This window comes from Spirosoma luteum DSM 19990, assembly GCF_000374065.1.
In the GTDB taxonomy this organism is placed as follows: domain Bacteria; phylum Bacteroidota; class Bacteroidia; order Cytophagales; family Spirosomataceae; genus Spirosoma; species Spirosoma luteum.
This window is the reverse complement of record NZ_KB893277.1, coordinates 1-14143: the sequence shown is the minus strand read 5'-3', so window position 1 is coordinate 14143 and position 14143 is coordinate 1. Positions and strand designations below refer to the sequence as shown.

The 14143-nt window shown below is 51.4% G+C and carries 13 protein-coding genes; 7 read left to right on the top strand and 6 right to left on the bottom strand.

What is annotated here, in order from left to right; all coding sequences use genetic code 11:
* Positions 1-15: 15 nt before the first annotated feature.
* Entirely contained in the window at positions 16-186 is a 171-nt protein-coding gene (locus B156_RS31840; protein WP_018621806.1) for a hypothetical protein, read from the top strand.
* Positions 187-262: 76 nt separating this feature from the next.
* Here the strand turns inward: B156_RS31840 and B156_RS0121265 are convergent, their stop codons facing one another.
* The 6 genes from B156_RS0121265 to B156_RS0121240 form a co-directional block, all read right to left on the bottom strand.
* Positions 263-1225: an AAA family ATPase gene (locus B156_RS0121265; RefSeq protein ID WP_018621805.1), complete on the bottom strand. Its 963-nt coding sequence runs from the start codon at positions 1223-1225 to the stop codon at positions 263-265.
* 96 nt (positions 1226-1321) lie between these two features.
* Positions 1322-2704 (bottom strand): peptidylprolyl isomerase, encoded by a 1383-nt coding sequence (locus B156_RS0121260; protein ID WP_018621804.1) that lies wholly within the window; start codon positions 2702-2704, stop codon positions 1322-1324.
* A 106-nt stretch (positions 2705-2810) separates the two neighbouring features.
* Complete coding sequence (locus B156_RS0121255; RefSeq protein WP_018621803.1) at positions 2811-5162, bottom strand: peptidylprolyl isomerase; 2352 nt, start codon at positions 5160-5162, stop codon at positions 2811-2813.
* Positions 5163-5322: 160 nt separating this feature from the next.
* Positions 5323-5655, bottom strand: a complete 333-nt coding sequence (locus B156_RS0121250; RefSeq protein WP_018621802.1) for an avidin-fold protein — start codon at positions 5653-5655, stop codon at positions 5323-5325.
* Between the two features lie 101 nt (positions 5656-5756).
* Positions 5757-6818, bottom strand: coding sequence for an agmatine deiminase family protein (locus B156_RS0121245; RefSeq protein WP_018621801.1), 1062 nt, complete (start codon positions 6816-6818; stop codon positions 5757-5759).
* A 61-nt stretch (positions 6819-6879) separates the two neighbouring features.
* Entirely contained in the window at positions 6880-7587 is a 708-nt protein-coding gene (locus B156_RS0121240) for an HAD family hydrolase (RefSeq protein WP_018621800.1), read from the bottom strand.
* A gap of 582 nt (positions 7588-8169) precedes the next feature.
* Here B156_RS0121240 and B156_RS0121235 point away from each other — a divergent pair.
* From B156_RS0121235 to B156_RS29640, 6 genes are all read left to right on the top strand, one after another.
* Positions 8170-8424 (top strand): hypothetical protein, encoded by a 255-nt coding sequence (locus tag B156_RS0121235; protein ID WP_018621799.1) that lies wholly within the window; start codon positions 8170-8172, stop codon positions 8422-8424.
* A gap of 196 nt (positions 8425-8620) precedes the next feature.
* Positions 8621-9250 (top strand): TetR/AcrR family transcriptional regulator, encoded by a 630-nt coding sequence (locus B156_RS0121230; RefSeq protein WP_018621798.1) that lies wholly within the window; start codon positions 8621-8623, stop codon positions 9248-9250.
* 78 nt (positions 9251-9328) lie between these two features.
* Entirely contained in the window at positions 9329-11524 is a 2196-nt protein-coding gene (locus tag B156_RS0121225) for a hypothetical protein (protein WP_245563795.1), read from the top strand.
* A 227-nt stretch (positions 11525-11751) separates the two neighbouring features.
* Positions 11752-11943: an SDR family NAD(P)-dependent oxidoreductase gene (locus B156_RS32660; RefSeq protein WP_084757834.1), complete on the top strand. Its 192-nt coding sequence runs from the start codon at positions 11752-11754 to the stop codon at positions 11941-11943.
* A complete protein-coding gene (locus B156_RS31010) occupies positions 11879-12181 on the top strand; it encodes an SDR family NAD(P)-dependent oxidoreductase (protein ID WP_084757830.1) in 303 nt (100 codons plus the stop codon). The genes B156_RS32660 and B156_RS31010 overlap by 65 nt, the downstream gene beginning before the upstream one ends.
* 62 nt (positions 12182-12243) lie before the next feature.
* Positions 12244-13770 carry a hypothetical protein gene (locus tag B156_RS29640; RefSeq protein WP_018621796.1) on the top strand — a complete coding sequence of 509 codons (1527 nt, stop codon included), beginning with the start codon at positions 12244-12246 and terminating at the stop codon, positions 13768-13770.
* Positions 13771-14143: the final 373 nt, after the last annotated feature.

Below are 14143 nucleotides of genomic sequence, written 5' to 3'. Positions count from 1 at the left end.
ACTAACCAATAAGCGATGGAAAAAGACGGGAAAACACAGGATACAGACCGGGATGAAACTGCTGCCGGGCCAGATTATTTGGTGGGAGAAGAAACCGAAAACGTCAAACCTACCGGCGTTGATGATAACTCGACCGGAAGGGAGGGGGATGATTATCTGGGAAAAAGCAACTTGTCTGATGAGTAAGCTAATGAGTCGGGGAGTGGCTGATGAAGGTATAATTCCCGACTCATTAATCAAATCACTAACTGGACGACTGTTTTTACATCATCCGTTTGATCAATTGCTCAACGGAAATGCCTTCGGCCTCCGCTTTGAAGTTTCGCACTACGCGGTGGCGAAGAATAGGCATAGCCACGGCCTTTACATCTTCAATATCAGGGGAGTACTTACCCACCAGCAGCGCATTGCATTTGGCGGCCAGGATAAGGGCCTGCGAAGCCCGGGGCCCCGCACCCCACTCCAGATACTGATTGGCATCCGCCGAGGCCATGTCGGTATTAGGGCGGGTCTTGTGCACCAGTTTAACGGCGTACTCAATCACATTGTCGACCACCGGTACCCGGCGTACCAGGTGCTGGAACTCCCGAATCTCTTCGCCCGTAACGACGCGCTGTACTTCGTACCGCTGGTCGGATGTTGTACTTTTAACAATATCCAGTTCCGACGCGTAGGACGGGTAATCCAGGTAAATATTGAACATGAAACGGTCTAGCTGCGCTTCGGGCAGGGGATAGGTGCCTTCCTGCTCAATCGGGTTTTGGGTAGCTAACACGAAGAAAGGACGACCCAGACTATATTTCTGCCCGGCAATAGTAACCGAATATTCCTGCATGGCTTCCAGCAGGGCCGCCTGCGTTTTGGGTGGAGTCCGGTTAATCTCATCCGCCAGAATGATATTGGCGAAAATCGGCCCTTTGATGAATTTGAAGTTACGTTCCTGGTCAAGCGTTTCAGAACCCAGAATATCCGATGGCATCAGGTCGGGCGTGAACTGAATCCGGTTGAAATCAAGGTCCAGCGCGCCGGCAATGGTTTGAATCAAGAGTGTTTTGGCCAGTCCCGGAACCCCCACGAGCAGGCAGTGCCCCTGGCAGAAAATGGCCGTCAGTAGCAGTCGAACTGTTTCGTCCTGACCAATGACGACTTTGCCGATTTCATTTTTTAATTTTTCGTACGAGCGGGTGAGTGCTTCCGCAGCGGCAACATCTGATGTGTAAGGCACAGGTTTTTGAATTATAAATGATGAATTATATAATGATGAATGACGAATTATGAATTAGGCAGCGAATTTACTTCATCATTCATAATTCTTCATTTATCATTCATTTCCTCCTCCGCTGAGTGTAGAGGCACTGCCCTGGGTGGTGCCAAATATTTTACAGGCCTGAAATTCGGGGTCAACTGTTATGTACACGTCAGAAACCGACTTTTTGAACCAGTTGTCAATGGCCCGGTTCTTCTTGTTCTGGAGTACAATGCCTTGCAATTTCTCAAAGTCTTTCGAGAAATCGGCGGTGTGGGGAGGAACCTTGCTTTTGAAGTACAATAACCGTACCCCGCTTTTACCATCTTCCGTCCGGTAGGGTAGCGGGGGCGAAATGGTTCCTACGGCCATGGTATCGAGCATCTGGAACATTGCGTATTCCATACTGCCGTCCATGGCTAGTCGACTGCCCCCCGACTGCGGGTCGCGAAGTAATCCACCCGCATCGGCGGTGTTTTTGTCGTCGGAGAAATCGTGCGCTGCTTTTTCAAATTTCAGCGAATCAATCTGAATCTGCGTCCGTAAGCTATCCAGGTAATGCGTTGGACCGGTCATATCCAGGCGGTTGTAATCAGGACGAAGCAGAATGTGACGGGCGTGGTATTCGGCACCACGGGTTTCTATCAGCTGAATCAGGTGCAAGCCAAAGTCGGATTCAACTACATCCGACATTTCGTTGGGTTTTAGTCTCAGGGCTGCTCCCTCAAAAGGTGCCACCATCATGCCGCGCTTGGCGAAACCGAGGTCGCCATTTTTTTCGGCAGAACTCACATCTTCGGAAAACTGCTTGGCTAACGCCCCAAAATCTTCACCGCCCTCTACGCGCTTTTTGTAATCGAGCAGCCGTTGGCGGAGGGCCTCTTTCTGTTCTTTAGTCGCTTTGGCAATTCGAACAATCTGGCCCACTTCTACTTCGGCGGGCATATAGGGCAGGCTGTCTTTGGGGATACCATCAAAAAACTTACGAACATCGCGTGGGGTTACTTTCACGTCAGCCGTGATTTTCTGCTGCATTTTCTGCACGATCTTCTGCTCTTTTACCTGCTGGCGCAGTTCACTTTTGAGCATTTCCAGGCTTTTGCCGTACGCTTCGACGATGTTCTTCTCCGACCCGAATTGCTGCGCCATGTACTGCATCCGCGTATCGAGTTCGCTGTCCACAATCTTGTCATCTACCACCACCGAGTCAATCTCTGCTTTGGCCAGCATCATTTTGTTGATGACAAGGCTTTCCAGCAGCTGACACTTCTGAGGGGCTTTCTGGCCCTGACCAATGTAGGATTGAGTGGCTTCCTCCAGGTCTGAGTGCAGCACGTAGTAGTTATCTACTTTGGCAATTATTTTGTTGAGGCTAGTTCCCTGTCCCTGACCGAAGGTGGGCGTGGTTAGAAACCAGCCAGCCAGCGCAATAAGCAAATGACCAATTACTTTTTTCATAGTTTCAAAGATACGCACAGAACGGTATGTGGTTTGTGTTTTAAGAAATTTTAAGTGGTCCTTCCAGGGGATGCATACCCGGGAGAAGGGTAGCAAAAACAGGCACTTACTTCGCTAGTTTCTGCATTTCGGCTGCATTGACTTTTACCGGATAGGTTTGCCGAAGCTGCGCCAGCCATTGCTTTTCGAGTATGGCCTGGTAGGCATTTATGACCGTGCCCCGTACTTCGGCAAACGTTTTAGGCCGGGGCGGTTCGATTCGGTTAATGATAACCGCTATGGCCTTTCCATCCTTGTGCAGGGTGGTTATTCCCACTTTCCACCGGTCAATAGAATCGAGGTAGAGGTTGTCTCCCTGGGCAAACGTGCCTTCTCTGACCGTCAGGGTAGCTGGTCCTGTTTGTTTGCTGGTAAGGGCCTTAACAACATCCTCTCTGGCATTGCTGAAGTACTGGAAGGTCACGTTATGCTGGGCATCGGCCCGAACGCCGGGCCGGGCACCCTGGTAATCTTTCTCCATAACACGAATGAGGGGAACGCCATTTTTTTGCAGGTAGTTTACAACCGTTCGGATGCGCCCTGCCGAAACAGAGTCGTGCTCGGTGGGGTCGTGTGAGCCGGAAACCTCCACCACATAGCCGGGATTTTGCCCCATTACGGCCAGTAACTCAACCAGGGTTTCGCGTTGCTCAGAGGTTAGGGTAGTTTGATTTTTAGCGAAAGGCAGTGGCACCGCCGACCGCCGGAGTTGGTAAGGAGGTTTGCTGTTCAGGGCCAGGGTCGCCTGTTTCAGCAGACTGTCCGTGGAGGCCGTTAGAATGGTAGCCACCGCCCGCTCCGGGAATTGATACGCTGCTTTGTGCTGCTCGAAATATTGACGCTGCCCCGTCGAATCGGCCATCGACCGTTCCCACACGTTTTCTTCCATCACCTGCGAGAGTAGTACACCGTCGCGGATTTCATTCATCAGTACCCGGAACTCCGGGTATTTTTTGTCCAGGTTAGCTTCTTCGGTCGCCAGCAGCTGGTCGCCCACAAACCGGTTGAACAGCCGATGCATGGCTACGGCCGGGGAGCCTGCCAGGGCATTGCTGCTGGTTGACGCGCTGGTTGATGGAGCCAGGGCTGGGTTTCGCTGCGGCTGCTGGCGTTGCTGTACATAATCGAAAAACTGGTTGACTGTGTAGGGCTTCTCCGCGATAGTAACCAGCAGTTTATTTTGCAGGGCCGCATCGAGTGGTTCCGTGTACCGCCATTGGCCGCGCAGCAAACTACTGTCGGCTTTGGTGAATGCCGCATCCCGTATGGCGGTATTTTCCTGTACCGGGTAGGTGCCTTTCAGCCGCTGCATGGTGGTTTGCCGTACTAAATCGGCCCGGCTGTCGGTTGTAACGCGCTGACGCAGGGAAGGAGCCAGCGTGGCATAAGACTCCAGCGGCTTGCGTTCGATGAGTTTAATGATGTGCCAGCCGTAGTTTGTCCGTACGGGTTCCGAGTAGTCGCCGGGGGCGGTGAGCGCGAAGGCGGTATCCTCGAAAGCAGGAACCCAGCGTCCCGGCTCCAGGGGGGGCAAAACACCCCCGTTGTTTCGGGAAGTAGCATCGTCGGACACGTCATGACAAACTACCTCAAAGGATTCTCCTTTTTGCAGACGGGCATAAATCGCGTCAATTCGCTGCTTAGCAACCTGCTGACCCGGCTCGTCGGCATCGGGGAGTAGGCGCACCAGGATATGGGCTACGCGTACCCGGCCCCGACTCGGTCGGCGACTGTTGACTTTAACGAGATGGTACCCGAATCGGGTACGAACCGGCTGCGAAATGGCTCCAACGGGCGTTGTGTAAGCGGCTGTTTCGAGCGGATAGATAAGGCCAAAGGCGGTTGTATTGCCCAGATTACCGCCCTTCTGGGCCGTTGTTGCATCCTTTGAGTAGTCGAGGGCCAGTTTGGCGAAATCGGTTCCGTTCTGTGCCTGCTTCCGTACGGCCAGTGCCTGTTTGTAGGCGGTGAGGGTATCGGCTGGCAGGGCGTATTCGGCCACGGGAATCAGAATATGCGCTGCGTTGACTTCCTGCTGCATACGCTGGTACGCTTCCGAAGCCAGTGACTCAATCAGTGGTTTATCGGTTAAATAGGCCTGTGCCAACTGCTTGCGATAGGTAGTCATCTCCTCACGGAAAGCCTCCGTTGTATCCCGACCTTTGGCTTCGGCAGCCAGTACTTTTAGTTTTAGATTGGTGTATAACGTAAAATAATCATTTATATCGGTTCGCAGGGATGAATCCGCCGAAAGTTGATTTTTGGTAAACGATTGAAAAAAATCATCGGTCGTGAAGGGTTTGGCCCCCAGAGTCAGCAGGACTGGTTCTGGAGGGGTTTGCTGAACAACAACCGGCGCGGTCGTTTTACAGGCTGTTACAAAAAGAGCCAATAAAAAACCGCCTATACAATGGCGCATAGCGTCTGACAAAAGAGATTTTAAAATACAGGGAAAACAAATTCACCGATAAAAACATTCGCTTCGTATAGGAAACGATACCATTGATGAGCTTATTGGCCAATCAGCCGTATTTCACTACGCCCGAAAAGGAGGGTGCAGACGGCTGGCGGTATACCGCTCAAACTTCCTCGATAATTGACTCCCCCGACGAGTGATTGCCACTGGTCCATTGCCACTGCTCATGCAGCCGGATGCGCCCATCGGCCAGCCATTCGGGGGTAGACTGGCAGATACCCGTCATTAGTTCACCCTGGGTGTTAACGTGCTGGTAGCGCATATCCAGGCTGTTATCCGGCTGCACGGTGGCAAGGAGAAACCCTTTTAAAATGCTGCCCCCGCTGTACTCAGCCCAGACGATGTTACCCTGCTGGTGATAGTGGAAAAGCGTATCGTCACTCACCTCGCCATTGCTGGTATTGGTAACGGAGCGAAATGTTTTGGTATCGTACACGATGAAGAGATTTGGGATGTCAGATTGGAGATTTGGTATGTCGGATGTATGGCCGTAGGAAGAAATACATCCGACATACCAAATTCTCAATCCGACATCATTTAAACAACTGGTTCCTGCTGGCTCAGGCAGTGAAAACTGCCGAGGCCCCAGACGATGTCGGTAGAGTCGATACCAACGATTTTACGGTCGGGGAAACACTGGCCAATGATGTCCAGTGCGGGTTGGTCTTTATTGCAGCGGAAGGTGGGGATAATTACCGACCCATTGGTAATCAGGAAATTAGCGTACGAAGCCGGAAGGCGCAACCCGTCGCTCCAGACGGGGTCGGGCATGGGCAGTTCAACAATGTTAAGTTGCTTCCCGTTCAGTAACCGCATCTGCTTCAACTCGTGGTGAATTTCCTGCAAAAACGGGTAGTTATCGTCGTTCTCATTTGACTCGTAAGCCGCAATGACCGTGTCTTCATTCACGAAGCGAACCGTGTCGTCAATGTGCCCGTCGGTGTCATCGCCCACGATGCCTTCCTCTACCCAAAGCACCTGCTGAACCCCGTAATAGTCGCACAGATACTGCTCGATGTTGGCCTGCGTAAGGTGGCTGTTCCGGTTCTGATTGAGCAGGCACGCCCGGCTGGTCAGCACCGTACCCGCGCCGTTGAACTCGACCGAGCCCCCTTCCATAACAATGCCGGGTGTTACGTAATCCAGTTTTCGGTAATGCGCAATCTCAATTGGAATCAGGTCGTCGCGGTCGTAGGGCGGGTATTTGTTGCCCCAGGCGTTGTAGCCCCAGTTAACAATCATCCGCTCTTTCGTGGAGGGATTAATCAGGAACGCCGGGCCGTGGTCGCGGCACCAGGAGTCGTTGGTGGGGTGGGGCAGGAGGGTGATTTTAGACAGGTCGGCGTCGGCCAGGAGCAGGCGTAATTTAGCTGCCTGCATCACTGTTTCGTTGTGCGCGTTAATGCAAACGTGTTCGCTTTCGGCAATGGCCTTGATAAAGTCGATATAAGCCGGAAACATTAACTCCTGCCGTTCGCGGGTCCAGGAAGCTTCGGTATGGGGCCAACTCAGCCACGTAGCGACGTGCGGGTGCCACTCGGCCGGAAAGAAAAAGCCCTCGCGGGCCGGAATGATGGGGGTATCAGATGAATAAGCCAAACGAGTAACGATTGATGCTGCTATTTTTGACAAAGGTATAGAATCCGGGTGGGGCAGTCGGTCACGACCGGGCGATTAATTGATAAACATCCCGTACTGTCAACCCGGTGAAATCATCGACAATCAATGACGCACCCGTTTCGGCCAATTCCTCCCGGGTGTGGGTAGTAGCCAGTGCTACTACAGCCATGCCCGCTCGAAGACCTGCTTCGATACCGGCCAGCGCATCCTCGAAGACGACACAGTGTGTGGGTTCAATGCCTACCATGCGGGCGGCTGTCAGGTAAATTTCCGGGTCGGGCTTGCCGTGCTGAATCATGCTGGCATCTACTATCGCGTTGAAATAAGGGCGAAGGGACAACCCGTCGAGCGTGAACCGGACGTTGCTTTCCGGGGCCGATGTGCCCACGGCTGCCGGTACACGCTGCTCCTGCAACGCTTTCAGGAAGGCCATCAGACCGGGTGTTGGCTGGAGGTGTGGCCGGTAGAGTTCGCGGTAAATTGCTTCTTTTTCTTCGGTCAGTGTGATAAGCTCACCCGCCGAGATAGGCCGCCTGAACACGTACGCCATCGCATCAGCCGACACGCGCCCATTGATGTTTTCCACGTACTGGGCTTTGGTTAGGGAGAAACCATGCTGTTGGGCAAACTGTAGCCAGGCATTAATGTGAAAGTCGGTGTTGGCAATCAGCACCCCATCCATATCGAAAAGGGCCGCCCAGGAAAGGGACGCCCAGGAGGCAACGGGTTCAGAGGGCGTATCGGTCATAGACGTTGCTTGTTTATCAACCTGATCTGAGGCTTGGATTGATAGAGTGTGTTTTGGTACAAAATAGCCGAACTGAGGGCAGTATGAATGTCAGATTTTATAAATAATGCGTGCAATGCAATCTTAAAGGTAATGGATCAACATGGTAATTTTAAGCCTGACTGTATATCTATGGAATTACAGAACAAGCAGTAAAGCATTCAGCCTCAAATTGGCCTTGTTCGCCCTTACATCGTCCCGGTTTTGCACGAAGGCCGCGGGGTAAATTTGTTTGTGTGTACCATTGGGTAGCGGTTCCTGGTCGGTGTGTACTACGCCACTCGTATTAACCTAATAACTCATCTTCTTGCTAGTCAGCCCAAAACGACACATTTACCTTTATCTGAGATGAAAAAAGTATTGCTTCGGATTATAGTCGCTTTTACATGGGTATGGGAGTGGCCCATTTGATCAAACCGACTACCTATTTGATCATGTATCTGATTAGCTACCAGCCCCGATGTTCCTGATTATGGGTAGCGGCCTGGTTGAAATTGGCTTAGGGCTGGTCTGATCTGGGTTAGAACGCGCCCACTAGCGGCTATGCTGCTCATCGGGATGTTGCTGGTCTACCTGCTGTTGATTCACCTGCCCCAAACACTGGATTTCTACCAGACCGCTGATCCCGCTTTGGGGAGTAGCCTGGTGCGAATCGGGATTCAAGTTGTGCTAATGGCCTGGGCCTATTGGTACGTGGGAACGAAGCATTCACTGGGTACTAATCCCCTAAAAATAAGGAACGATTCTGCAGAATTACCCTACTTACTGGATGTACAGAGCCAACCCGACATCCAGTAAGTAGGGTTACAGCCTGAGCAGGCCCTTGGTGCGAAGGAATGCATCCAGGCTATACGTGCTGATGTGCCTTGGCCGCTTTTTATTCGTACCCCATAAGCTCCTTAAAATCACTAGGAAAATTTGTTTGTAAAAATATTTTCCTCTTTCTTTGCTATGGAAAATAAAGAGAGATTTATATTTTCCATAGCAAGCTCCCATGAAGGACGAAATTTTACAAGCCTCACTGAACCTATGCTTACGGTATGGCATTCGGCAAATGTCCATCCAGAAGCTCGTTGAGTCGCTAAACATCTCAACGAAAACGGTTTATAAGTACTTCAAAAACAAAGAAGAGCTTCTGGAAGCAGTCCTGTATCGCTACCACGGCGAGCAGTACCAACTGTTGGAAAACCTCCCGGCCGGGGAAAACGCGGCCTGTCTCTTTTTTACGATCTGGCAACTGGCCACAGAGCAGCAGTACCAGATCAATAAAGTCTTCTACGAGGATCTGCACGATTACTACCCCGAGCTGGAACAGAACGTGAATGCTGTGATTGGGCCAAAATTTGAGCAGTACTTTCTGTCCGTTATGCACCAGGCCATAGACGAGGGAGCCTTTCGGGACGACATTCTTCCCCAAGTTGCGCTACAAAGTGTACTGGTGCTTCACCAGACTGCGGTTCGGAGCGAAGCGTTTAACCGGTTTGGTTTATCAGCCCAGGCCTTAATGATCCATACGACCGGCCAATACATCCGAAGTCTTTGCACGCCCAGCGGACTTCGGGCCGTCGACGAGCATATACAGGCGTCGCTGGCAACACCCGTCGCGGTGATGACAACCGAGTAAAGACGTTATCCAAATGAGCAACTGGTCTTTAGCCTTTCCCAACCCACCGAATAGCCCTTTTAACCCAATGGTAAACCGATGAAATCAGTCCTTATGCAGTCATTCCGTCTTCTTTTCGTCGTGTTATGGGCGACGAGCGCTTATCCGTCCCTTGGTCAAGCGCAGAACAACCTGCCCCAGCAAAGCGCGGAACTGGCTAAAAAATATACCACCAAAGACACGCTGTTTAGCCAGCCTTACGTGGATATAGATGAGTGGCGGGATAAACCGGTGCGCCACCGGTACGTACATGGTGGTTTTACCGGAACGGAGGCTCGTTTCTCGTTTTACTTCCCGCCCAAAGAAACCTATCAGGGCCATTTTTTTCAATATATCACCCCCTTCCCCGACAATGAAAATTTGTCCCAGGGAGCCTCCGGTGAGGAAGATAAGATTGGCTTTTCGGTCACGCACGGGGCCTATTTTGTTGAAACTAATGAAGGGGGCAAAATCGATTTTGCCCGGCCACAAGCCCGGGACGCGAGTATTGGCGCCTACCGGGCCAATGCGGCATCGGCTGAGTATTCACGGGTGATCGCGGCCCAGCTCTATGGGGGTAAGCGTCCGTTTGGCTACGCCTTTGGGGGCAGTGGTGGGGCGTATCGGACAGTAGGTGGTATTGAGAATACGGAGGGCGTTTGGGATGGCGTCGTGCCCTATGTGCTGGGTTCTCCCATGGCTATTCCCAACGTCTTTACGGTTCGGATGAATGCCATGCGGGTATTGCACGATAAACTTCCTCAGATCATTGATGCTCTCGAACCCGGTGGCAGTGGCGACATGTATGCGGGGCTGAATCAGGAAGAAAAAGAAGCATTACAGGAGGCAACCAAAATGGGCTTTCCGCCCCAGTCCTGGTTTGGCTACAAGACCATGGGTATCCATGGGTTTCTGGTACTGTATCAAAGTATTGTCCGAATCGATCCGTCCTATTTCGACAAGGACTTCTGGAACGCCCCCGGCTACCTGGGGGCCACCGCACCGGCCTCCCTGCTGAAAGCGCGTATTCAGCAAGTTAGTACCATAAAGGCCGGTGTTACCGGTGACCAGGCTGTAGCGGCAGGCTTAATGAAGGCGATGTCAGCGCAGGACCGGGGCACGGCCGATGCCGCCTGGAAAAGTCTGGGCGGGGTGGAAGGGGCAATGCCCGTTGGGTTTCAACTGCAAAACGAGTTGCCTGACATAAATTTTATGGGGGGTGACCTGCTGATCAAAAGTGGGGCCGCAGCCGGTAAAACGATACAGCTTACGAAAATTTCGGGTGACAAGGTCATTCTTGGCCCGGTCGATCCGGCATTACTGGCTCTAGTAAAACCGGGTGACAGCGTACAGGTAGACAATTCCAACTTCCTGGCGGTACAAACCTATCACCGCCATCAGGTGCCCAGTAAAGAATATGCTGTATACGACCAGTTTCGGGATGCTGCCGGGAAGCCGATTTATCCTCAACGCCCCATGCTTTTAGGCCCCCTCTTTACCCGGGGAGCGGCTGGTGTATTACCGACAGGTAAGTTTACCGGTAAGATGATCCTGCTCGAATCACGCTGGGATCGGGAAGCGTTTGCGTGGCAGGCGGATTGGTACCGTTCCCGCGTGAAGGAGAATCTGGGCGACAAAACCGATCAGAATTTCCGACTCTGGTACACCGACCATGCCCTGCACGGTGACGTGGCCATTGAGGATGACCCTACCCGGACGGTAAGTTATCTGGGGGTGCTCCAGCAGGCGTTGCTGGACCTGAGTGCCTGGGTTGAAAAAGGTATTGAACCGGCCCCCACCACCAACTATACAATCGTAGACGGGCAGGTCGTCCTGCCCGCTACGGCGGACGAGCGCGGGGGCATTCAGCCGGTGGTCAGCGTACTGGCCAATGGCGGCAAACGAGCCGTGGTGAAAGTGAGGCAACCCGTTACCCTCACCGCCGAGGTAGCCGTACCAAAAAACAAGGGTAAAGTCGTGAAGGCGGTCTGGAATTTTGAGGGGTTACCGGGTGGCTTTGACACGAGTGATCTTCATGGCTGGAACTTCGACACCTCAGATGCCTTCCCCGTTCCTGCCCAACTCAAACCATCCGACAAAAGCGGTTCCCGCGTACGGATTGAGTCAACGTACACCTTTACCAAACCAGGTACCTACTTCCCATCCCTTCGGGTAGCGGCACAACGGGAGGGCGATGTGAAAACCCGATTTACGCGTATCCAGAATCTGGACCGCGTCCGGGTCATTGTTGAATAGGGATAAAACCCCTTTACGTAAGAAATCTTTAGTATTGCCGATGAAATTACCCAATTAGGCGGAAACGTATCAGCGCTCAAACAGGATGTATCCTCCGAAAAGGATGGGGAAACTGTTGTCAATGCTACTATCAGTGCATTCGGGAAATAAACATCCTCTTTAATAATGCGGGGATACCCATTCGTTCCGATGCCTGGGAAAATATTCCATAAACCGATTTTCAAAAGATACTGGAGGTGAATATAACCAGTCAGTTTTTAGGCACCAGAGCCGTTGCTGGCAACATAATTGCGAATGGTGGAGGATCGATCATCAACATGTCCTCTACGGCAGGATTTATAGCCACCAGCGCACATCCATCCGGCTTATACAGCATCCAAGGGAGGGTCGAGACTACTGACCAAAGCTGCTGCCAGTGAGTATGCAAAAGCTAAGTTGAGAGTAAATTCTATCCATCCGGGATTCACTCGTACCGAACTAACCGCACCCTTCCTGGTTAGTGAACAGGGACGTCTGGCGATTCAGGAACAAAACCCAATGGGAGGAGCTGGTGAAGCTTGCGAAATAGCCAGAGCCGTTTTATTCCTTGCCAGTGATGATTCTTCATTTATGACGGGGGCAGAACTGGTTGTCGATGGTGGACAAACCTGTGTTTGACAACGTTGCGGAGTTAAAAACCAACCCGTTATCTATTGAGACACAGAGAACCCTTACATTTTATGAAGAAGTCAGTATTTGTTTATTTGTTGACATTGGTTAGCCTGATAAGTTATGCCCAAAATGGGATACCTGAGAAAACCGCTGGCCCAAAACAAAATACGATCAACCTGACGAAGATGAAGTTCATCGGCAACGTTAGTGAGCGATATCAGTCTTTCAATGTTGAAATGTGTGAGGTGATTGGTGGCGACTTCTGGATACCGTATCGGCTAATAGATTCAGTACGGAAACAGACCAATAAAACAGGAATTGCCGCTTTAAAATGGGGGATTAAACCAATTAATCTATACGAAAAAAAATTACGGAACCTAGCCTTAGCCCTGGGTCCTACGTATGTACGGGTGAGTGGCACCTGGGCAAACGGAGTCTATTTTCAAAACAACGATAAGCCTACATTGACCAGCCCGCCGAGTGGTTTCAAAAACATACTCACCAGGCAGCAATGGAAAGGAGTGGTCGATTTTTGCCAGGCTGTAGATGGTAAATTAGTAACGTCGTTTCCTATAAGCGATGGCATGCGGGATGAAAACGGGACATGGCAGCCTGATCAAATACAGGCCATTTTGGATTATACCAAAACAATTGGGGGAGAAATCAATGCGGCTGAATTCTTTAATGAGCCTTCCCATGCTTCCCATGGAGATGCGCCCAAAGGCTACAATGGCGTCAATTTTGCCCAGGAATTTGCGCTCTTCAAATCGTTTGTAGCCACGGCTGCGCCCAACATGACTATCCTTGGTCCGGGTTCTACGGGTGAAAGCATCCTTCCATCGGGCCTGGACCTATCGGTCGATGCGCTGTTATCACCGTCACCCAAACCCACGTTTGATGTGTTTACGTATCACTACTACGGTACGGTATCACAACGCTGTCGTGGTGGTCAGAAACCTGAATCGGCCCTGTCGGCTGAATGGCTGAGTAAAACCGAAAAAGGACTCGAATTTTACCAGCACGCAAGAGATAACTATAATCCAGGGTCCCCAATCTGGCTCACCGAAACGGCCGAAAGTGCCTGTGGAGGTAACCCCTGGGCGGCTACGTTTATTGATAGTTTTCGCTACCTGGAGCAGCTGGGTCGCCTGGCTAAGAAAGGCGTGCAGGTAGTGATGCATAACACATTGGCACAAAGCGAATATGCGTTACTGGATGATGATACCCATAACCCACGACCGAACTATTGGGCGGCTTTACTCTGGAGTAAGCTGATGGGGAGCCAGGTTTTTGATGGGGGAAATTTAGAGCCCGGTGTTGATCTGTTCGTTCACAGTTCAAAAAAACAGCCAGGAGGAAAAAGTGTCTTAATCCTAAATACCAATGAAATGGCAACCGTGGTAACAATACCTGATGGAGCCATACAGTATGTACTCACCGCGGATGAATTGATCACCAAAAAAGTAAAGCTGAATGACAAGGAACTACAATTGACACTTGATGACAGCATACCTGTTATTAGCGGTAAAAAAATAAAAAAGGGGAGAGTTGCCTTGCCCGCCCACAGCATTATGTTTCTTGAATTCAGGAGATGAAATCAGACGTTTAAATGAACGGTTTCGGCAGTGGCCCCTCCTGAAAAGCATTCACACGTCCAACGATCCCCGCCGATAGGTGGTGCAGACAACGTGGCTGACTGATTCCGGCTTTCTGTTTTAATCGGTCGCTCCATGGCTTTGGGCACCCGGCCCTGAACCCTAGTAAGGCCTCGCCGAGTAGCGTTATTGTTGACTGACTCTGATCCCGCCCCTGGTGCCCGTGCCAGCAACGGCGGACAGATCCCCCCAGCAAAAAGAACTAATAACTTATTTTTTTTCTGCTTTTTTGGCCCGATGTACCAAATGTGCGCCTAGTTGGTTGAAATCTGCACCTAGTTGGGTGAAATCTGCACATGGGTCTGACGGCCCT

Excerpts from the sequence above, each read along its gene's own strand:
- B156_RS0121255 (WP_018621803.1), bottom strand. The coding sequence starts at position 5,162 with ATGCGCCATTGTATAGGCGGTTTTTTATTGGCTCTTTTTGTAACAGCC.
- B156_RS29640 (WP_018621796.1), top strand. The coding sequence starts at position 12,244 with ATGAAGAAGTCAGTATTTGTTTATTTGTTGACATTGGTTAGCCTGATA.
- B156_RS0121230 (WP_018621798.1), top strand. The coding sequence starts at position 8,621 with ATGAAGGACGAAATTTTACAAGCCTCACTGAACCTATGCTTACGGTAT.
- B156_RS0121240 (WP_018621800.1), bottom strand. The coding sequence starts at position 7,587 with ATGACCGATACGCCCTCTGAACCCGTTGCCTCCTGGGCGTCCCTTTCC.
- B156_RS31840 (WP_018621806.1), top strand. The coding sequence starts at position 16 with ATGGAAAAAGACGGGAAAACACAGGATACAGACCGGGATGAAACTGCT.
- B156_RS0121260 (WP_018621804.1), bottom strand. The coding sequence starts at position 2,704 with ATGAAAAAAGTAATTGGTCATTTGCTTATTGCGCTGGCTGGCTGGTTT.
- B156_RS0121235 (WP_018621799.1), top strand. The coding sequence starts at position 8,170 with ATGCTGCTCATCGGGATGTTGCTGGTCTACCTGCTGTTGATTCACCTG.
- B156_RS0121225 (WP_245563795.1), top strand. The coding sequence starts at position 9,329 with ATGAAATCAGTCCTTATGCAGTCATTCCGTCTTCTTTTCGTCGTGTTA.